This is a genomic window from Streptomyces sp. NPDC051921, from assembly GCF_040680975.1.
Lineage (GTDB): Bacteria > Actinomycetota > Actinomycetes > Streptomycetales > Streptomycetaceae > Streptomyces.
The window spans coordinates 12,625-30,826 of the sequence record NZ_JBFAXU010000022.1; the positions used below are offsets into that span (position 1 = coordinate 12,625).

The 18,202-nt window shown below is 72.3% G+C and carries 18 protein-coding genes; 5 read left to right on the plus strand and 13 right to left on the minus strand.

The window, feature by feature from the left end; genetic code table 11:
- Positions 1-34: 34 nt before the first annotated feature.
- The 8 genes from hisF to hisD are packed head-to-tail and all read right to left on the minus strand — an operon-like array spanning position 35 to position 5,826.
- The gene (gene hisF, locus AB0M16_RS26570; protein ID WP_365347121.1) at positions 35-790 is read right to left on the minus strand and encodes an imidazole glycerol phosphate synthase subunit HisF; all 756 of its coding nucleotides are present in this window, start codon (positions 788-790) and stop codon (positions 35-37) included.
- Positions 790-1,215, minus strand: coding sequence for a RidA family protein (locus AB0M16_RS26575; RefSeq protein WP_365347123.1), 426 nt, complete (start codon positions 1,213-1,215; stop codon positions 790-792). Before AB0M16_RS26575 ends, hisF begins: the two co-directional genes overlap by 1 nt.
- Positions 1,212-1,949 carry a bifunctional 1-(5-phosphoribosyl)-5-((5-phosphoribosylamino)methylideneamino)imidazole-4-carboxamide isomerase/phosphoribosylanthranilate isomerase PriA gene (gene priA, locus AB0M16_RS26580; protein WP_365347125.1) on the minus strand — a complete coding sequence of 246 codons (738 nt, stop codon included), beginning with the start codon at positions 1,947-1,949 and terminating at the stop codon, positions 1,212-1,214. The genes AB0M16_RS26575 and priA overlap by 4 nt, the downstream gene beginning before the upstream one ends.
- 2 nt (positions 1,950-1,951) lie before the next feature.
- Positions 1,952-2,599 carry an imidazole glycerol phosphate synthase subunit HisH gene (gene hisH / locus AB0M16_RS26585; RefSeq protein WP_365347127.1) on the minus strand — a complete coding sequence of 216 codons (648 nt, stop codon included), beginning with the start codon at positions 2,597-2,599 and terminating at the stop codon, positions 1,952-1,954.
- Entirely contained in the window at positions 2,596-2,760 is a 165-nt protein-coding gene (locus tag AB0M16_RS26590; RefSeq protein WP_365347129.1) for a hypothetical protein, read from the minus strand. The genes hisH and AB0M16_RS26590 overlap by 4 nt, the downstream gene beginning before the upstream one ends.
- 2 nt (positions 2,761-2,762) lie before the next feature.
- Positions 2,763-3,356, minus strand: coding sequence for an imidazoleglycerol-phosphate dehydratase HisB (hisB, locus tag AB0M16_RS26595; RefSeq protein WP_030492957.1), 594 nt, complete (start codon positions 3,354-3,356; stop codon positions 2,763-2,765).
- On the minus strand, positions 3,353-4,486 hold the full coding sequence (locus AB0M16_RS26600; protein WP_365347131.1) for a histidinol-phosphate transaminase: 1,134 nt from the start codon (positions 4,484-4,486) through the stop codon (positions 3,353-3,355). Before AB0M16_RS26600 ends, hisB begins: the two co-directional genes overlap by 4 nt.
- Complete coding sequence (gene hisD / locus AB0M16_RS26605) at positions 4,483-5,826, minus strand: histidinol dehydrogenase (RefSeq protein WP_365347133.1); 1,344 nt, start codon at positions 5,824-5,826, stop codon at positions 4,483-4,485. Before hisD ends, AB0M16_RS26600 begins: the two co-directional genes overlap by 4 nt.
- A gap of 171 nt (positions 5,827-5,997) precedes the next feature.
- Between hisD and AB0M16_RS26610 the strand changes: the two genes are divergently transcribed.
- From AB0M16_RS26610 to ybaK, 4 genes are all read left to right on the plus strand, one after another.
- Entirely contained in the window at positions 5,998-7,602 is a 1,605-nt protein-coding gene (locus AB0M16_RS26610) for an oxidoreductase (protein ID WP_365347135.1), read from the plus strand.
- Between the two features lie 173 nt (positions 7,603-7,775).
- Positions 7,776-8,864, plus strand: a complete 1,089-nt coding sequence (locus AB0M16_RS26615) for a hypothetical protein (protein WP_365347137.1) — start codon at positions 7,776-7,778, stop codon at positions 8,862-8,864.
- A gap of 5 nt (positions 8,865-8,869) precedes the next feature.
- Positions 8,870-9,607 carry an LON peptidase substrate-binding domain-containing protein gene (locus AB0M16_RS26620; protein WP_365347139.1) on the plus strand — a complete coding sequence of 246 codons (738 nt, stop codon included), beginning with the start codon at positions 8,870-8,872 and terminating at the stop codon, positions 9,605-9,607.
- A 28-nt stretch (positions 9,608-9,635) separates the two neighbouring features.
- Positions 9,636-10,142, plus strand: a complete 507-nt coding sequence (ybaK, locus tag AB0M16_RS26625) for a Cys-tRNA(Pro) deacylase (RefSeq protein WP_365347141.1) — start codon at positions 9,636-9,638, stop codon at positions 10,140-10,142.
- A gap of 132 nt (positions 10,143-10,274) precedes the next feature.
- Here the strand turns inward: ybaK and AB0M16_RS26630 are convergent, their stop codons facing one another.
- From AB0M16_RS26630 to AB0M16_RS26645, 4 genes are all read right to left on the minus strand, one after another.
- Positions 10,275-10,907 carry a DUF2567 domain-containing protein gene (locus AB0M16_RS26630; RefSeq protein ID WP_365347143.1) on the minus strand — a complete coding sequence of 211 codons (633 nt, stop codon included), beginning with the start codon at positions 10,905-10,907 and terminating at the stop codon, positions 10,275-10,277.
- A gap of 62 nt (positions 10,908-10,969) precedes the next feature.
- Positions 10,970-11,779 carry an ABC transporter permease gene (locus AB0M16_RS26635; RefSeq protein ID WP_365347393.1) on the minus strand — a complete coding sequence of 270 codons (810 nt, stop codon included), beginning with the start codon at positions 11,777-11,779 and terminating at the stop codon, positions 10,970-10,972.
- Between the two features lie 91 nt (positions 11,780-11,870).
- Positions 11,871-12,842, minus strand: a complete 972-nt coding sequence (locus AB0M16_RS26640; protein WP_365347395.1) for an ABC transporter ATP-binding protein — start codon at positions 12,840-12,842, stop codon at positions 11,871-11,873.
- Between the two features lie 20 nt (positions 12,843-12,862).
- The gene (locus AB0M16_RS26645) at positions 12,863-14,167 is read right to left on the minus strand and encodes an NYN domain-containing protein (protein WP_365347145.1); all 1,305 of its coding nucleotides are present in this window, start codon (positions 14,165-14,167) and stop codon (positions 12,863-12,865) included.
- A gap of 229 nt (positions 14,168-14,396) precedes the next feature.
- Here AB0M16_RS26645 and AB0M16_RS26650 point away from each other — a divergent pair, with 229 nt between their 5' ends.
- Positions 14,397-14,573 carry a hypothetical protein gene (locus AB0M16_RS26650; RefSeq protein WP_365347147.1) on the plus strand — a complete coding sequence of 59 codons (177 nt, stop codon included), beginning with the start codon at positions 14,397-14,399 and terminating at the stop codon, positions 14,571-14,573.
- Between the two features lie 63 nt (positions 14,574-14,636).
- Here the strand turns inward: AB0M16_RS26650 and dnaE are convergent, their stop codons facing one another.
- Positions 14,637-18,176 (minus strand): DNA polymerase III subunit alpha, encoded by a 3,540-nt coding sequence (gene dnaE / locus AB0M16_RS26655; RefSeq protein ID WP_365347149.1) that lies wholly within the window; start codon positions 18,174-18,176, stop codon positions 14,637-14,639.
- Between the last annotated feature and the right edge of the window lie 26 nt (positions 18,177-18,202).

Sequence of the window (18,202 nt, forward strand, 5' to 3'; positions counted from 1 at the left end):
CCCCGAGGGGGCCCTTCAGAAAGCGGAATCCGGCTCAGCGGACCTCTTGGCCCGCCTCCCGCAGTGTCTGCTTGACCTCGCCGATCCGCAGATCGCCGAAGTGGAAGACGGAGGCGGCGAGCACCGCGTCCGCGCCGGCCGCGACGGCCGGGGGGAAGTCGGACAGCTTGCCGGCGCCGCCGGAGGCGATCACCGGCACGGTCACGTGCTTGCGCACGGCCGCGATCATCTCGATGTCGTAGCCGTCCTTGGTGCCGTCGGCGTCCATCGAGTTGAGCAGGATCTCCCCCGCGCCCAGCTCGGCGGCCCGGTGCGCCCACTCGACGGCGTCGATGCCGGTGCCCCGGCGGCCGCCGTGCGTCGTCACCTCGAAGGAGCCGGACGGCGTGCGCCGGGCGTCCACCGACAGGACCAGCACCTGGCGGCCGAAGCGCTCGGCGATCTCCTGGATCAGCTCGGGACGGGCGATGGCGGCCGTGTTCACGCCCACCTTGTCGGCACCGGCCCGCAGCAGCTTGTCGACGTCCTCCGCCGACCGGACGCCCCCGCCCACGGTCAGCGGGATGAAGACCTGCTCGGCGGTGCGGCGCACCACGTCGTAGGTGGTCTCCCGGTCGCCGGAGGAGGCGGTGATGTCGAGGAAGGTCAGCTCGTCGGCGCCCTCGGCGTCGTACAGCTTGGCCATCTCGACGGGGTCGCCCGCGTCGCGCAGGTTCTGGAAGTTGACGCCCTTGACGACCCGGCCGTTGTCCACGTCCAGGCAGGGGATCACTCGTACGGCGAGACCCATCAGGATCCCTCCTCCCTCTCGCCCTCCGGGCGGTACGCCTCGACCTCGACCTCGACGACGAGGCGCGGGTCGACGAAGCCGGAGACGATGATCATCGAAGCGGCCGGGCGGACGGCGTCGAACAGCTCCTTGTGGGCCCGGCCGACCTCGTCCACGTCCCGGGCGTGGGTGATGTACATCCGCGTCCGTACGACGTCCTCGGGGCCCAGCCCCAGCTCCTTCAGGGCGCCGAAGGCCACGTTGAAGGAGTTGACGGTCTGCTCGTACGGGCCGCCGTCGGCGATGGCGCCGTCGACGACCGACGTGCAGCCGGCCACCAGGACGGTGCCGTTGGGCAGCTCCACCGCGCGCGAGTAGCCGAACAGCTCCTCCCAGGGAGCGCCCGTCACCACCTTGCGGACCGAGCGGTCAGCGGATCCGGTCATGCGCCCGCCACCGCCTCCAGGGCGTCCTCCAGGGTGAAGGCCTTCGCGTACAGCGCCTTGCCGACGATCGCGCCCTCGACGCCCAGCGGGACCAGGCCGGCCAGGGCCCGCAGGTCGTCCAGGGAGGACACGCCGCCGGAGGCGACGACCGGCCGGTCGGTGGCCGCGCAGACGTTGCGCAGGAGCTCCAGGTTGGGGCCCTGCAGGGTGCCGTCCTTGGCGATGTCGGTGACGACGTAGCGGGCGCAGCCCTCGGCGTCGAGGCGGGCCAGCGTCTCGTACAGGTCGCCGCCGTCGCGGGTCCAGCCGCGGCCGCGCAGGGTGGTGCCGCGCACGTCCAGGCCGACGGCGATCTTGTCGCCGTGCTCGGCGATGACCTTGGCGACCCACTCGGGGGTCTCCAGGGCGGCGGTGCCCAGGTTGACCCGGGTGCAGCCGGTGGCGAGGGCGGCGGCGAGCGTGGCGTCGTCGCGGATGCCGCCGGACAGCTCGACCTTGATGTCCATGGCCCGGGTCACCTCGGCGACCAGGGCGCGGTTGTCGCCGGTGCCGAAGGCGGCGTCCAGGTCGACCAGGTGCAGCCACTCGGCGCCCGAGCGCTGCCAGGCGAGGGCGGCCTCCAGGGGGGAGCCGTAGGACGTCTCGGTGCCGGACTCGCCGTGGACGAGGCGGACGGCCTGGCCGTCGCGGACGTCGACGGCGGGGAGGAGTTCGAGCACGCTCTGGGGCGACACAGTCACAGGGTTCCGATCCAGTTGGTGAGGAGCTGGGCGCCGGCGTCGCCGGACTTCTCGGGGTGGAACTGGGTCGCCCAGAGTGCCCCGTTCTCGACGGCGGCGACGAACGGCTCGCCGTGGGTGGCCCAGGTGACCTTCGGGGCGCGGATGTTCGGGTTGCCGACCTCCAGGTCCCACTCGCGCACCGCGTAGGAGTGCACGAAGTAGAAGCGGGCGTCGGCGTCCAGGCCCGCGAACAGCTCGCTGCCGGCGGGCGCGTCCACGGTGTTCCAGCCCATGTGGGGCACGACCGGCGCGTCGAGCGGTCCGACCGTGCCGGGCCACTCGTCGAGGCCCTCGGTCTCGACGCCGTGCTCGATGCCGCGGGCGAACAGGATCTGCATGCCGACGCAGATGCCCATGACGGGCCGCCCGCCGGAGAGCCGGCGGCCGACGATCCAGTCGCCGCGGGCCTCCTTGAGGCCCTGCATGCAGGCGGCGAAGGCGCCGACGCCGGGGACGAGGAGTCCGTCGGCGTTCATCGCCCTGTCGTAGTCGCGGGTGATCTCGACGTCGGCGCCGACCCGGGCGAGGGCGCGCTCGGCGGAGCGCACGTTGCCGAAGCCGTAGTCGAAGACGACGACCTTCTTGGGAGCCGCTGCCGTCATGACCACACGCCCAGACGCAGGACGCCGGCCGAGAGGCACATCGCGGCACCGATGGAGAGCAGCACGATCAGGCCCTTGGGCATCTGCTGCTTGACGAAGGAGTAGATGCCGCCGAGGAGGAAGAGCCCGACGACGATCAGGACGGTGGAGAGGCCGTTCACGGTTAGAGGGCGCCCTTCGTCGAGGGGAGGATGCCGGCGGCGCGCGGGTCGCGCTCGGAGGCGTAGCGCAGGGCCCGGGCGAGCGCCTTGAACTGGCACTCGACGATGTGGTGCGCGTTGCGCCCGTACGGGACGTGGACGTGCAGCGCTATCTGCGCCTGGGCGACGAAGGACTCCAGGATGTGCCGGGTCATCGTGGTGTCGTAGGAGCCGATCATCGGCGCCATGTTCTCGGGCTCGGTGTGCACCAGGTAGGGGCGGCCGGAGAGGTCGACGGTGACCTGGGCGAGGGACTCGTCCAGCGGGACGGTGCAGTTGCCGAAGCGGTAGATGCCGACCTTGTCGCCGAGGGCCTGCTTGAAGGCGGCGCCGAGGGCGAGGGCCGTGTCCTCGATGGTGTGGTGCGAGTCGATGTGCAGGTCGCCGTCGGTCTTCACGGTCAGGTCGAACAGACCGTGCCGTCCGAGCTGGTCGAGCATGTGGTCGTAGAAGCCGACCCCGGTCGACACGTCGACCTTTCCGGTGCCGTCGAGGTCGATCTCGACGACGACGGAGGTCTCCTTGGTGGTGCGCTCAACGCGGCCTACGCGGCTCATGCGTTCTGCTCCTTCTTCAGCTCACGAACCGCGTCGAGGAACGCGTCGTTCTCTTCGGGGGTGCCGGCGGTGACCCGCAGCCAGCCCGGTACGCCGTTGTCCCGGACCAGGACGCCCCGGTCGAGGATCTTCTGCCAGGCCTCGTGGGAGCCCTCGGCTCCGCCGAAGTGCCCGAACTGGACGAAGTTGGCGTCGGACTCGGTGACCTCGTAACCGATGGCCCGCAGTTCGGCGACCAGGCGGTCGCGCTCGGCCTTGAGCTGCTCGACGTACCCGAGGAGGGTGTCGGTGTGCTCCAGGGCGGCCAGCGCGGTGGCCTGGGTGACGGCCGAGAGGTGGTACGGCAGTCTCACCAACTGGACGGCGTCGACCACGGCGGGGTGGGCGGCCAGGTAGCCCAGGCGCAGTCCGGCGGCGCCGAAGGCCTTGGACATGGTCCGGGAGACCACCAGGTTCGGGCGGCCCTCGATGAGGGGCAGCAGCGAGTCCCGGTGGCTGAACTCCACGTACGCCTCGTCCACCACGACCAGCGAGGGCTTGGCGGCCTGGGCGGCCTCGTACAGCGCGAGGACCGTCTCCGCCTCGACCGCCGTGCCCGTGGGGTTGTTGGGCGAGGTGACGAAGACGACGTCCGGCGCGTTCTCGGCGATGGCCTGCTCGGCCGCCGCGAGGTCGATGGTGAAGTCCTCGTTGCGCGGGCCGGAGATCCAGCCGGTGCCGGTGCCGCGGGCGATCAGGGCGTGCATCGAGTACGAGGGCTCGAAGCCGATCGCGGTGCGGCCGGGCCCGCCGAAGGTCTGCAGCAACTGCTGGAGGACCTCGTTGGAGCCGTTGGCGGCCCACACGTTCTCCCGGGCGACCGGGTGCTTGCCCGTACGGGTCAGATAGCGGGCGAGCTCGGTGCGCAGCTCGACCGCGTCACGGTCGGGGTAGCGGTTGAGGCCGCGCGCGGCCTCGGCGACCCGCTCCGCGATCCGGGCCACCAGGGGCTCGGGCAGCGGGTACGGGTTCTCGTTGGTGTTCAGCTGGACGGGCACGTCGAGCTGGGGCGCGCCGTAGGGGGACTTGCCCTTCAGCTCGTCACGGATCGGAAGGTCGTCGATCCCGATGGTGTCGTTCGTGTCGCTCACTTGCTCCCGGGCACCTTCCATCCGAACCGCGCCTTGACGGCGGCGCCGTGCGCGGGCAGGTCCTCCGCCTCGGCGAGGGTGACCACGTGGTGGGCGACCTCGGCCAGCGCGTCGCGCGTGTAGTCCACGATGTGCACGCCGCGCAGGAAGGACTGCACGGAGAGGCCCGAGGAGTGGCAGGCGCAGCCGCCCGTGGGCAGCACGTGGTTGGAGCCGGCGCAGTAGTCGCCGAGGGAGACCGGCGCCCAGGGGCCGACGAAGATCGCGCCGGCGTTGCGGACCCGGTCGGCGACCGCGGCGGCGTCGGCGGTCTGGATCTCCAGGTGCTCGGCGCCGTAGGCGTCGACGACCTTGAGCCCGTCGGCCAGGTCCCGGACGAGGACGACGGCGGACTGCTTGCCGGCCAGGGCCGGGGCGATCCGGTCGTCGACGTGCTTGGACGCGGCGACCTGGGTCTTGAGCTCGGCCTCGACGGCCTCGGCGAGCTCGGCGGAGTCGGTGACGAGGACCGAGGCGGCCATCGGGTCGTGCTCGGCCTGGCTGATCAGGTCGGCGGCGACGTGCACCGGGTCGGCGGTGGAGTCCGCGAGGATCGCGATCTCCGTCGGGCCGGCCTCGGCGTCGATGCCGATGCGGCCCTTGAGGAGGCGCTTGGCGGCGGCGACGTAGATGTTGCCGGGTCCGGTGACCAGGTTGACGGGGGCGCAGCCGGGCGTGTCGGCGGTGCCCTCGGTGCCGTACGCGAACATGGCGACGGCCTGGGCGCCGCCGGCCGCGTACACCTCGTCGACGCCGAGCAGGGCGCAGGCGGCGAGGATGGTGGGGTGCGGCAGGCCGCCGAACTCCTTCTGCGGCGGGGAGGAGACGGCGATGCCCTCGACGCCGGCCTCCTGGGCCGGGACGACGTTCATCACGACCGAGGACGGGTAGACGGACCGGCCGCCGGGCACGTAGAGGCCGACGCGCTCGACGGGGATCCACTTCTCGGTGACCGTGCCGCCGGGGACGACCTGGGTGGTGTGGGTCGTGCGGCGCTGCTCCCGGTGGACCAGGCGGGCGCGGCGGATGGACTCCTCGAGGGCGGCGCGGACGGCCGGGTCGAGCTCGTCGAGGGCGCGGGTGAGCGCCTCGGCCGGGACGCGCAGGCTCTCCGGCCGCACGCCGTCGAATTTCTCCCCGTAGTCGATCACCGCTGCGGCGCCATGATGCCGGACGTCCTCGCAGATCGGCCGCACCTTCTCCAGGGCGGCTTCCACGTCGAACTCGGCACGGGGCAGCAGGTCACGCAGGGCGGAACCCTCGGGGAGGGCCTCGCCGCGCAGATCGATTCGAGAGATCACGGGTCAATTCTCGCAGACGGCCCACAGCGCCGGACGCCCGTATCACTGGCTGATACGGGCCACACTGGCGTCTTGTCGCCACTCCTGACCGTTAGCGTTCAGTCCGTCACTCAGCGGGAAGAACGGCTGTACGAATCCGGGAAACGGAATCGTGGGAAGCGAGGGGGCGGCGTGACCGAGCCGCACGTCGAGGACGACGGGATGCCGGAGGGCCTGACCGGGCCGGAGCGGGCGATGTGGCGGGCGTTCCGGGTCGGCCGGAGCTGTGATCTGAGGGAGGGGGTCGCCGAGCGGGACGATCCGTTCGCCGTGCACGTGGAATGGGGCGCGCAGCGCAGTGTGCGGGCGGAGGTCGTCGCACTGCTGCTGCTCGACGGACCGCCGGCCCGGTCCGGGCGGGTCGCGGCACTGAAGCTGCGCGGGGTGCGGATCACCGGCGTGCTCAATCTCGCGGGCGGCACGATAGGGCCTTACGTGGAACTGAACGGCTGTCGCTTCGACGGCGAGGTGGTGCTGCCCGAGGCCCACTTCGGCACGCTGCGGATGGTCGAGTGCGCGATCCCCCGGCTGGAGGCGGCACGGCTGCACACGGCGGGCGACCTGCACCTGCCGCGCTGCCGGGTCGAACGGGGCATCCGCCTGACGGACGCGCAGATCGGCACGGACCTGCTGATCAACCAGATCCGGGTGTGGCCGGACCGGCGCGGCCGGGCGATCACGGCCGACGGCCTGGTGGTGGCCCAGGACCTGCAGGCCGAGCTGATCGAGACCTACGGGGAGCTGAGCCTGCGGGGCGCGAAGGTCGGCGTGTCGCTCAGCCTGCGGGGCAGCGTCCTGCGCGGCGCCCAGCAGCGCCGGGCGCTCAACGCGCCGCAGCTGACGGTGGAGCGCACGCTCTATCTGAACGCGGCGTGGGTGTACGACGCCTCGGACCGTTCCACGGCCACCCCGCCGTACGGAGTGACGCCGGCCCAGGGCGCGCGGCGCAAGCCGGTCGAGTGCCACGGCGGGGTACGGCTCGACGACGGGCGGTTCGGCGACTCGGTGGACCTGCACTACGCCCGCTTCCTGCTCGACGGCTCACGCCGCGAGGAGCTGTCGCTGCGCCGGATCGTGACCCCGGAGCTGCGCTTCAACGGCGAGCGCCCCGAGGAGGGCCGGGTGGTGCTCAACGGCGCGAAGGTGGTGACGCTGATCGACCTGTCGAGCAGCTGGCCGGGCCCGGGCGGCCTCGCGATGGGCGGCTTCGTCTACGAGAACCTCGTGCCGTACGGGCACTTCCCGCTGGCCCGGCGCCTGGAGTGGGTCGCGGCGGCCACCCCGGAGTACGCGCCGGAGCCCTACGAGCGGCTGGCGACGGTGCTGCGCAACAGCGGCGAGGACGCGGACGCGAGGGAGGTGCTGCTGGCCAAGCAGCGGCGGCGCCGGGAGACCCTGCCGGTGGCCGGGAAGCTGTGGGGCTACCTCCAGGACTGGACCGTGGCCTACGGCTACCGGCCGGGCCGGGCGGCGCTGTGGATGGCGGTCCTGTGGGCGGCGGGCACGCTGGCCTTCTCGCGCTACGACGCCGTGCCGCTCAAACCGGAGGAGGCCCCGCACTGGAACGCCACGCTGTACGCGCTCGACCTGCTGCTGCCGGTGATCGACCTGGGGCAGGTCGGCGTCTGGCGCCTGGAGGGCTTCTGGCAGTGGGCCTCGACGGCCCTGATCCTGCTCGGCTGGGTGCTCGCGACGACCGTGGCGGCGGGGGCCTCGCGGACGCTGCGCCGGGGGTGAGGGGGCGCGCGGAGGGGGCGCGCCCAGGGGGCGGACGAGGTGAAGGGACGGGGGCGTGTGTGCACTGCTCCGCCCCTTTCTTTACGCTGTCTTGACCCCTGTCAGCACAACCTTCCCGCCGCTACGAAAGCTTCACAGTCCGCTACTGGCGCGGCTCTCACCTGCGGTTTTCAATGTTTCGCACCATGTCACTGCTCCGCGCCCTGATCGGCACCACCCGCATGGTCCGGCACGCCCCCCGGCTCACCGCCGGGCTCGTGCCGGACGACGACGTGCTGCTCGACGCGCCGGACGCGCGGATGGCGCCGGCGCTGGTCGCCGCCGCGCTCGCCGACCCGGAGCCGGCCGCCAAGCTCCTCGCCACCACCCGGGACGCCGCCGAGTGGGAGGACCGGGACCGCTACGTGTCCCGGCTGGCGGCCTTCGCGTACAGCCGGGACGGCTGGCTGGACCACTGGCTCGCGGTCGCGCCGCGCGATCCGGACGCTCTCCTCGTCAAGGCGCAGCTCGCGGTCCGCAGGGCCTGGGAATCACCGGCCAGGGCCGAACGGCTGCGCGAGCTCGGGCCGCTGATCGAGGCGGCGGCCGAGGCCGCGCCGCGCGATCCGGTGCCGTGGCGCCTGGCCCTGGACCACGCGCGCGGCACCCATGCCGGGCACACGGCCTTCGAGGTGCTGTGGGAGCAGGCCGTGCGGCGGGCCCCGCACCACTACGGCAGCCACGTGGCCGCGCTCAAGTACCTGTCGGCGCAGTGGTACGGCTCGCACCGCGAGTGCTTCGACTTCGCGGAGCAGGCCGCCGAGGACGCACTGCCCGGCTCGCTGGTCCAGGCGCTGCCGGTGCGGGCGGCCTTCGCGCAGCTGCTCGCCGGGCCCGGACCGGGGCACGGGGTGGGCGGCGGCCGGATCGACGCGGCGCTCGACCGGGCGCTCGCGCTGTCGGCGGAGTACCCGGCCGGCGACCCGTGGCCGGCCGAGGTGCGGAACCTGCTGGTGCACGTCCTGGTGGAACGGGGCCGCCGGCACGACGCCCTGGCGGAGTTCGGGCGGATCGGGCCGCAGGCCACCACGTTCCCCTGGGCGCTGGTCGCCGAGGACCCGCTGCGCGGCTTCCTGGAGGCCCGAGCCACGACCGTCCGCGAGGTGGCCCGGCGCACTCCGCTGCGCGGGGGCGCGCCGGATCCCGGGAACCCCTCCGGAACGGCCGGTGCGGACGATGGGGGACGGCCCGGTCGGGGCGGTCCCGGCGGCCATTACGCTTGACCGCTGTGACCACCGCCCGTCTGCCTCTCTTTCCGCTCAACACGGTGCTGTTCCCGGGCCTCGTGCTGCCCCTGAACGTCTTCGAGGAGCGTTATCGCGTCATGATGCGCGAACTGCTCACGACGGACGACTCCGAGCCGCGGCGCTTCGCCGTCGTGGCGATCCGCGACGGCCGCGAGGTCGCGCCGACGGCACCGGGCATGCCGGACCAGACGGCGCTGCCGGAGAAGGGTCCCGCGGCCGGTTTCGGCGCCGACCCGATCCAGGCCTTCCACCGGGTCGGCTGTGTGGCCGACGCGGCGTCGATCCGGGAGCGGGCGGACGGCGGCTTCGAGGTGATGGCGACCGGCACGACCCGCGTGAAGCTGCTCTCGGTGGACGCGAGCGGACCGTTCCTGACCGCCGAGATCGAGGAGATCCCGGAGGAGCAGGGCGACGAGGCGGGGACGCTCGCGGAGGGCGTGCTGCGGGCCTTCCGCACGTACCAGAAGCGGCTCGCGGGGGCGCGGGAGCGCTCGCTGACCACCAGTGAGCTGCCGGACGACCCCTCGGTCGTGTCCTATCTGGTCGCCGCCGCGGCGGTCCTCGACACCCCGGCCAAGCAGCGGCTGCTGCAGGCACCGGACACGGCGACCCGCCTGCGCGAGGAGCTGACGCTGCTCCGCTCGGAGACCGCCGTGCTCCGGCACCTGCCGTCGCTCCCGGCGGTGGAACTGACCCGCGCACCGACCAGCCCGAACTGAGCGACGTCCCGACCGAGGAGAGCCCTCCGTGGCGAAGAAGCAGAAGAAGAACGGCGGGAGTGGCGGCGGCACCCCGGCGACGGTGGCGCTGACGGCCGCGGGTACGCCGTACACGCTGCACACGTACGAGCACGACCCGGCGACCCCCTCGTACGGCGAGGAGGCCGCCGAGGCCCTGGGGGTCTCCCCCGACCGGGTGTTCAAGACGCTGGTCGCGGACGTGGACGGCGAGCTGACGGTCGCCGTGGTCCCGGTGGCCGGCCAGCTCGACCTGAAGGCGCTCGCGTCCGCGGTCGGCGGCAAGAAGGCGGCGATGGCGGACCCGGCGGCGGCCGAGCGCACCACCGGTTACGTCCGCGGCGGCATCTCACCGTTGGGGCAGCGCAAGCGGCTGCGCACGGTCCTGGACTCCTCGGCCTCCGGGCACGCGACGATCTGCATCTCGGCGGGCCGCCGGGGCCTGGAGGTGGAGCTCTCCCCCACGGACCTGGCGGCTCTCACCGCCGCGGTGGTGGCCCCGATCGGCCGCGCCTGAGCGACGGCCGGACGCCGGACCGGGAGGGCGTGAGGCACCGCCGGACCCGGAGGGCGTGAGGCACGGCCGGACCGGGAGGGCGTGAGGAGCGGCCGGACCCGGGGGGCGTGAGGAGCGACGGGGCCGCTCGGCTCAGCCCTGCCGGGTGGGCGCCGGCGGCCAGGGGCCGTCCTCCGGCTCCGGGTCGCGCGGCCCGAACAGCGCGGTCAGGGCGAGGTGGACGATCATCGCGGCGATCGGCCAGGCCAGCATCGCCGCGGCCGCCATGTTGAGTTCGAGCGGCGCCTCGAAGAACACGTCGGGGCCGACGCGCTTGGCGTGTGCGACGACGTCGCGCTCCGGCCCGAGCCAGACGCCCACTCCCCAGGCGAGCAGCGAGCCGAGCACCCCGCCCAGGGCGAGGCCCAGGACCAGGGCGATACCGCCGTGCCGGTGGATCAGGAAGACCAGGGCGGCGGCCAGCGCGCCGAAGCCGAGGGCGAGCAGGACGAACGTTCCGTCCGTGCCGATCGCCGACTCCCCCTCGCCGTCCTTGAGGAAGACCGCCTTGCCGTCCGAGACCAGCTGCACCCGCGGCGCGAGCCACAGCCACAGCAGTCCGAGCAGGACCCCGGCGACCGCGGAGACGCCCGTCACCACGGCGGCCTGCCGCAGCTCGGTGGCCGTGCTGGGGGCGCCGTCCGGGTCGGGCTGCGCCGGATGGGGCGCGGGCCAGGCGGAGTCGTGCGGGGTCGGCTGATGCGGCGGAGTCAGAGGTGCGGTCACGACGCCATCGTGCCAGGTCCGGCTGTGCGCCGCCTCAGCGGACCGCAGGCGGCGTGAGCGTCTCAGCGGACCGCCGCCCTCCGGTACGCCCAGGTCGCCACCGCGAGCGACGCGACGCCCACCGCGCCGCAGACCGCGAGGTCGAGCGTGACCGCCGTCCAGTCCGGGTGCGGGTCGAAGGTACGGGCCAGGGCCTCCACCCCGTACGTGGAGGGCAGCAGGTCCCGCGCCCAGCCGATCGGGCCGGGCAGCCGGTCGGGCGGCAGCACGCCGAGCAGCAGCGCCGCCGACATGCCGAGCTGTCCGAGCAGGGTGGCCAGCTCCTGGCGCGGAGCCAGCAGCCCGAGCGCGGCGCCGAGCCCGGCGAGCGCCGCCCCGGACAGCGGCACGACCGCCGCCAGGATCCACAGATGGCCGAGCGGCAGCCCGAACAGCACGGAGCCGACGACCGCGGTCACCACGGTCCCGGGCACGGTGAAGGAGGCGTACGCGCCGGCCGCGCCGAGCACCACCGCCGCGGGCGGGACCGGCAGCGTCGCGTAGTGGTCGAGCCCACCGCCCGCGCGCAGCTGCCCGAAGTACTGCGCGAGCAGGTTGAGCGCGACGAAGGCGACGACGAGCACGGCGGAGCCGGCCACCACGGCCCGCGCCTCCGCACCGCCGTCCACGACCCCCCGCATCAGGACCATGATCCCGATCGACTGGAAGGTCGCGACGAAGAGCAGCGGGATGCGGGCGACCCGGGCGCGGGACAACTGGGCGCGGTAGACCGCGCCCAGCGCGGGCAGGAGCCGGGCGCGGGGGGCGAGCGGCGCGGCGCCGGCCGCGTCCGCGGCGTCCTGGCCCGGGTCGACGGGAACGCCGACCGCCAGGGTCTCGGCGGGCAGGGTGCTCAACTCGTCCAGCTCCTGACGGTCGACTCGTCGCTCTCGTCGTGCGTCACGTCGCACGTCACCTCGTACGTCATGCCTTCACCAGCCCCCGCGTCTCGCCGCCGAGCGCCAGATAGACGTCCTCCAGGCTGGGCGTCGCCAGGGTGAAGTCGTCCAGGGCCGCGAAGGCCGCCCCGCCGGTCACCGCGGCCACCGCCGCCCGCGCCTCGTCCGGGGCGAGCCGGAGCACCCACCGCCGGCCGGCCTCCTGGGCGGCGCCGCGCAGCGCGGCCACCTCGGGGACCTCCAGCGGGGCCCGCTCGCGCCAGACGAGCTCGACCCGGACCTCCCCCGCGACGCGTTCCTTGAGCCCGGCGGGGGTGTCGCAGGCGATGACCCGGCCGCGGTCGATGACGGCGACCCGGTCGAGGACGGTCTCGGCCTCGATGACGTTGTGGGTGACGAGCAGCACGGTCGTGCCGTGTTCGGCGCGCCGCCGGTCGACGGCGGCCCACACGGCGCGGCGGGCGACCGGGTCCATGCCGGTCGTGGGCTCGTCGAGGACGAGCACGGGCCGCTCGCCGACGAGGGCGGCGGCGACACAGGCGAGCCGGCGCTGTCCGCCGGACAGCTTCTTCAGGGGCCGGCCGGCGATCTCGCCGAGGCCGAGCTCGTCGAGGACGGCGTCGCGCGCGGCGCGGGCCTCGCGGGTGCCGAGCCCGCGCAGCCGGCCGGTGGTCTCGGCCGCGAGGGCGACGGTCAGCTCGTCGAGCGCGGTGGACTCCTGGCCGAGGTACGCGAGGAGCCGGGCGGCGCGCTCGGGGTGGCGCACCAGGTCGTGGCCGAGCATCCGGACGGTGCCGGAGTCGGGGCGCATCAGTCCGGTGAGCTGCCGGACGAGGGTGGACTTGCCGGCGCCGTTGGGGCCGAGCAGGCCGAAGATCTCGCCGCCGCACACATCGAGGCTGATCCCGTCGGTGGCCCGCACCTCGGGGGTCGCGGGCGCTCCGCGTCTGCCGCGTGTGGCGGGGTACGTCTTGACCAGATCCCGCACCACGCACACCGTACTCACGAGGTATGAGCCTACGGGGTCCCGCGGGCCTCCTCGGGCGCGGGGGCGTGTTGGGCGGCGGCGTGGACGTCGATCTCGCGCCAGAAGCCGGCCCGGATCGCGTACCGGTCGTGCTCGTCGATCTGGTCGTCCTTGTGGGCGAGCAGGCCGAAGCGGGCCGCGTAGCGGAGGAGTTCGCCGTCGATGCGGTGCGGGATGCGCGGGTACATGGTAGCCAGTTTGGGGACGTGGCCGGCTTCGGGGAGCCGGTCGAGCCAGCGGCGGGCGAAGACCTGGCCGACCTCGTAGGGGTCGCCGCCGACGGTGGTGATGTCCTCCTCGCGGTCCGCCCAGCGCTGCTCGGCGCTGGTGAGCTGGGCGAGGGTGGGCAGTGAGGCGGTCTCGGCGGGTTCGCCGAGGGCGGCCGGCGGGCGGTCGATCCAGCCCTTGTCGGAGGACCAGCGCAGGGTGGCGCCCGTGGCGTGCGGGGCGGCGGGACCCCGCAGTCCGGCGAGGTCCTTGGGGGTGGGCACGGCGCGGCCGCCCGCGGGCGCGGGGACGCCGGCGCCGTCGACGGGCTCTCCGGCGGCCTCGGCCGGGCCGGTCGGGTCGGCGGGCGGTACAGCGGTGGGGGCGGTGGCGCTGTTGTGCGCGGCGGCCGCCGCCGCGGCCGCCGCCCGTTCGGCGGAGGCGGCGAGGGCGGACTCGGGCAGCGGCGCGGAGAGGATGGCGGCGATCTCGGGGCGCGGGGCGGGCGGCGGGGCGCACAGTCCGGTGAGGTCCTTGGCGCGGACGGCGCGGGTGATCCAGGACCGGTCGAGGACGCGGCGTTCGTCGGCCTCGGCGACGAGGTCCTCGGACTGGTTGTAGTCGCCGTCGGCGGCCTGGACGGCCCAGAGGTGGACGGCGACGCCGTGTTCCTTGGCGGACATGAGGCCGGGCAGCAGGTCGCCGTCGCCGGTGACGAGCACGATGTCGGAGCAGGCGCGGTTGCGGGCGAGCTCGGTGAGCTCGGTGTGCATGGCCGCGTCGACGCCCTTCTGGGCCCAGCGTCCGTCGCTGCGGGTCAGGGCGCCGAGCCGGACGGTGACCCGGGGCATGACGCGCAGTCTGCGGTGCTCGGGCTGGGGCACCCGGTCGGGGGCGCCGTCGAACCAGTAGATCCGCAGCAGCGGCTGCTGGGTGTCGGCCTCGGCCCGTGCGCGCAGCTGCTGGACCAGGGCGGCGTGGTCGACGGTGATCCGCGAGCGGGCCGGTTCCCCTGCGAGGAGGCTGGCGGCGGCGCCGAGCAGATAGCCGGCGTCCACCAGGACGACGCATCGGTCCACGTGTTCCACCCTCTTTCGGGTCGCTCTTCGGGAACCTCGGGATCGGAAGTGCTCCGGGTTCCTCCGAGTCTGCCCGACCGGGGTGGGCTTGACGTCCGGAACTGGATCATCGGCGTGGCGGATCTCACGCGAGGACGGCGCCTACTGTCCGTAATGATCCAAAATGCGGCGGTTCTTGGCGTATGTGAGTCTGACAGCGGCCCTGGCCCCCACACCCCCTTGAGGAGGCATCATCACCATGGCCAAGAACCGCAAGCAGGATCGCAGTCAGCAGCCGCGCAGCTCGCAGGCCGAGCGCGGCCAGCAGCAGGCCCAGCAGTCTTCGATGGAGTCCCAGGCCGAACAGCGCATGAGCCAGGTCACCCCCGGCGACATGGCGCGCAAGGGACGGCAGAAGCGTTTCGGCCACAACTGACGAGCCGACGGCTGAGGGGCGCGCCCGTGACGACGGGCGCGCCCCTGGCGCGTACCGATCAGCTCAGCCGGCGAGACACGACGGGCCGAGCAGCACCTTCAGGTCGCCGAAGAGCGCCGGGTCGGGCTGCACCCGGTGCCGGTCGAGCCGCAGCACGGTGGTCGAGCGCGGGCCCTGGAGCTTGATCCGCACCTCGGTGTTGCCCTTGTGGTGCTTGAGGATCTCGCCGAGCCGGCTGATCATCGGCGGGGTCACCTTGACCGTCGGGATGGTGAGGATGACGGGCGCGTTGGTGCCCGCGTTCGACAGGTCGGGGACCATCAGCTCCATGGCGACCAGACGGGGGACGTCCTCGCGCTTGTCCAGCCGCCCCTTGACGAAGACGACCGCGTCCTCGACCAGCTGGGTGGAGACCAGCTGGTAGGTGGCCGGGAAGAACATGCACTCGATGGAGCCGGCCAGGTCCTCGACCGTGGCAATGGCCCAGGCGTTGCCCTGCTTGGTCATCTTCCGCTGGAGGCCGGAGATGATGCCGCCGATGGTGACGACCGCGCCGTCCGCGTGCTCGCCGCCGGTGAGCTGGGAGATGCCGGCGTCCGTCTTGTCGGAGAGGACGTGCTCCAGACCGAAGAGCGGGTGGTCGGAGACGTAGAGACCGAGCATCTCTCGCTCCTGGGCGAGCAGGTAGGTCTTCTCCCACTCGACGTCGGAGAACTCGACGTCGAGGCCGAAGCCCGGCTCGCTGCTGTCCTCGTCGCCCATGCCGCCGAAGAGGTCGAACTGTCCCTCGGCCTCCTTGCGCTTGACCGCCACCACGGTGTCGATCATGGGCTCGTGCTGGGCGACCAGGCCCTTGCGGGTGTGGCCCATGGTGTCGAAGGCGCCGGCCTTGATCAGCGACTCGACGGTGCGCTTGTTGCAGACCACGGCCTCGACCTTGTCGAGGAAGTCCGGGAAGGAGCTGTACTTGCCCTTGGCCTTGCGGGTCTTGATGATCGACTCGACGACGTTGGCGCCCACGTTGCGGACGGCGGTGAGGCCGAAGAGGATCACGTCGTCGCCCTGGGCGGCGAAGTTCGCCTCGGACTCGTTGACGTTCGGCGGGAGCACCTTGATGCCCATGCGACGGCACTCGTTCAGGTAGACGGCGGACTTGTCCTTGTCGTCCTTGACCGAGGTGAGCAGGCCCGCCATGTACTCGGCCGGGTGGTTGGCCTTGAGGTAGGCGGTCCAGTAGGAGACCAGTCCGTAGGCGGCGGAGTGCGCCTTGTTGAAGGCGTAGCCGGCGAAGGGGACCAGGACGTCCCACAGGGCCTGGATGGCCTCGTCGCTGTAGCCGTTCTTCTTGGCGCCGGCCTGGAAGATGGTGAAGTTCTTCGCCAGCTCCTCGGGCTTCTTCTTGCCCATGACGCGGCGGAGGATGTCGGCCTCGCCGAGCGAGTAGCCGGCGATGATCTGGGCGGCCTTCTGCACCTGCTCCTGGTAGACGATCAGGCCGTAGGTGACGTCCAGGACCTCCTTGAGCGGCTCCTCCAGCTCCGGGTGGATCGGGGTGATCTCCTGCTGCTTGTTCTTGCGCAGGGCGTAGTTCGTGTGCGAGTTCATGCCCATCGGGCCCGGGCGGTAGAGCGCGGACACGGCGGAGATGTCTTCGAAGTTGTCCGGCTTCATCAGCCGGAGCAGGGAGCGCATGGGGCCGCCGTCGAACTGGAAGACGCCGAGGGTGTCGCCGCGCTGGAGCAGTTCGAAGGTCTTGGGGTCGTCGAGCGGGAGGGCCAGGAGATCGATGTCGATCCCCTTGTTGGACTTCACCATCTTGACGGCGTCGTCCATGATCGTCAGGTTGCGCAGGCCGAGGAAGTCCATCTTCAGCAGGCCGAGCGACTCGCAGCTCGGGTAGTCCCACTGGGTGATGGTGACGCCGTCGGTGTGCCGGACCCAGACGGGGACGTGCTCGGTGATGGTCTCGCTGGACATGATCACGCCGGCGGCGTGCACGCCCATCTGCCGGACCAGGCCCTCGACGCCCTTGGCGGTGTCGATGACCTTCTTCACGTCCGGCTCGTTCTCGTACATCCCCCGGATCTCGCCGGCCTCGCTGTAGCGCGGGTGGCTGGGGTTGGTGATGCCGTCGAGGTCGATGCCCTTGCCGAGGACGTCGGCGGGCATGGCCTTGGTGAGCCGGTCGCCCATCGCGTACGGGTAGCCGAGGACGCGGGCGGAGTCCTTGATCGCGTTCTTGGCCTTGATCTTTCCGTAGGTGCCGATCATGGCGACCTTGTCGGCGCCGTACTTCTCGGTCACGTACCGGATCACCTCGACGCGCCGACGCTCGTCGAAGTCGATGTCGACATCGGGCATCGAGATGCGCTCGGGGTTGAGGAAGCGCTCGAAGATCAGGCCGTGCGGGATGGGGTCGAGGTCGGTGATGCCCATGGCGTACGCGACGATCGAGCCGGCCGCGGAGCCTCGGCCGGGGCCCACGGCGATGCCCTGCTTCTTCGCCCACATGATGAAGTCGGCGACGACGAGGAAGTAGCCCGGGAAGCCCATCGAGATGATGGTGTCCATCTCGTACTCGACCTGCTTCATGCGGTCCTCGGGGATGCCGCCGGGGAAGCGCCGGTGCATGCCCCGCATGGTCTCCTCGCGGAACCAGGTGACCTCGGTGTAGCCCTCGGGGATGTCGAACTTCGGCATGAGGTTCTTCTCGACGAACATGCCGTCGGTGTCGACCTGCTCGGCCACCAGGAGGGTGTTCGCGCAGCCCTCCTGCCAGGCGTCCGAGGAGTCGATGGCGTACATCTCGTCCGTGGACTTCAGGTAGTAGCCGGTGCCGTCGAACTTGAAGCGGTCCGGGTCCGAGAGGTTCTTGCCGGTCTGGATGCACAGCAGGGCGTCGTGGGCCGTGGCCTCGTGCGCGTAGGTGTAGTGCGAGTCGTTGGTGACCAGCGGCGGGATGCCGAGCTTCTTGCCGATCTCCAGGAGGCCGTCGCGGACCCGGCGCTCGATCTCGATGCCGTGGTCCATCAGCTCCAGGAAGTAGCGGTCCTTGCCGAAGATGTCCTGGTACTCGGAGGCGGACTTCAGGGCCTCGTCGAACTGGCCGAGGCGCAGCCGGGTCTGGAGCTCGCCGGACGGGCAGCCGGTGGAGGCGATCAGGCCCTCCGACCACTGGGAGATGGTCTCCTTGTCCATGCGCGGCCACTTCTGCAGCCAGCCCTCGGCGTAGGCGTCGGAGGAGAGCCGGAAGAGGTTGTGCAGACCCGTGGCGTTCGCCGCCCAGATGGTCTTGTGGGTGTAACCGCCGGAGCCGGAGACGTCGTCCCTCTTCTGGTGCGGCTGGCCCCACTGGATCTTCCGCTTGTTGCGACGGGACTCCGGGGCGACGTAGGCCTCGATGCCGATGATCGGCGTCACACCGGCCTTCTTGGCCGAGTGGAAGAAGTCGTAGGCCCCGTGCAGATTGCCGTGGTCGGACATGGCGATATGGGTCATGCCCATCTCGTTGCACGCGTTGAACATGTCCTTCAGCCGCGCGGCACCGTCCAGCAGGGAGTACTGGGTGTGGACGTGGAGGTGCGTGAAGGGCGGCCGGGTCACGGTGGGAAGCCTCCTATGAATTTCTG

Bases quoted from the DNA above. Each gene is read 5' to 3' on its own strand.
- AB0M16_RS26575 (WP_365347123.1), bottom strand. From the start codon at position 1,215: ATGACCGGATCCGCTGACCGCTCGGTCCGCAAGGTGGTGACGGGCGCT.
- AB0M16_RS26615 (WP_365347137.1), top strand. From the start codon at position 7,776: ATGTTTCGCACCATGTCACTGCTCCGCGCCCTGATCGGCACCACCCGC.
- hisH (WP_365347127.1), bottom strand. From the start codon at position 2,599: ATGACGGCAGCGGCTCCCAAGAAGGTCGTCGTCTTCGACTACGGCTTC.
- AB0M16_RS26650 (WP_365347147.1), top strand. From the start codon at position 14,397: ATGGCCAAGAACCGCAAGCAGGATCGCAGTCAGCAGCCGCGCAGCTCG.
- hisB (WP_030492957.1), bottom strand. From the start codon at position 3,356: ATGAGCCGCGTAGGCCGCGTTGAGCGCACCACCAAGGAGACCTCCGTC.
- hisF (WP_365347121.1), bottom strand. From the start codon at position 790: ATGGGTCTCGCCGTACGAGTGATCCCCTGCCTGGACGTGGACAACGGC.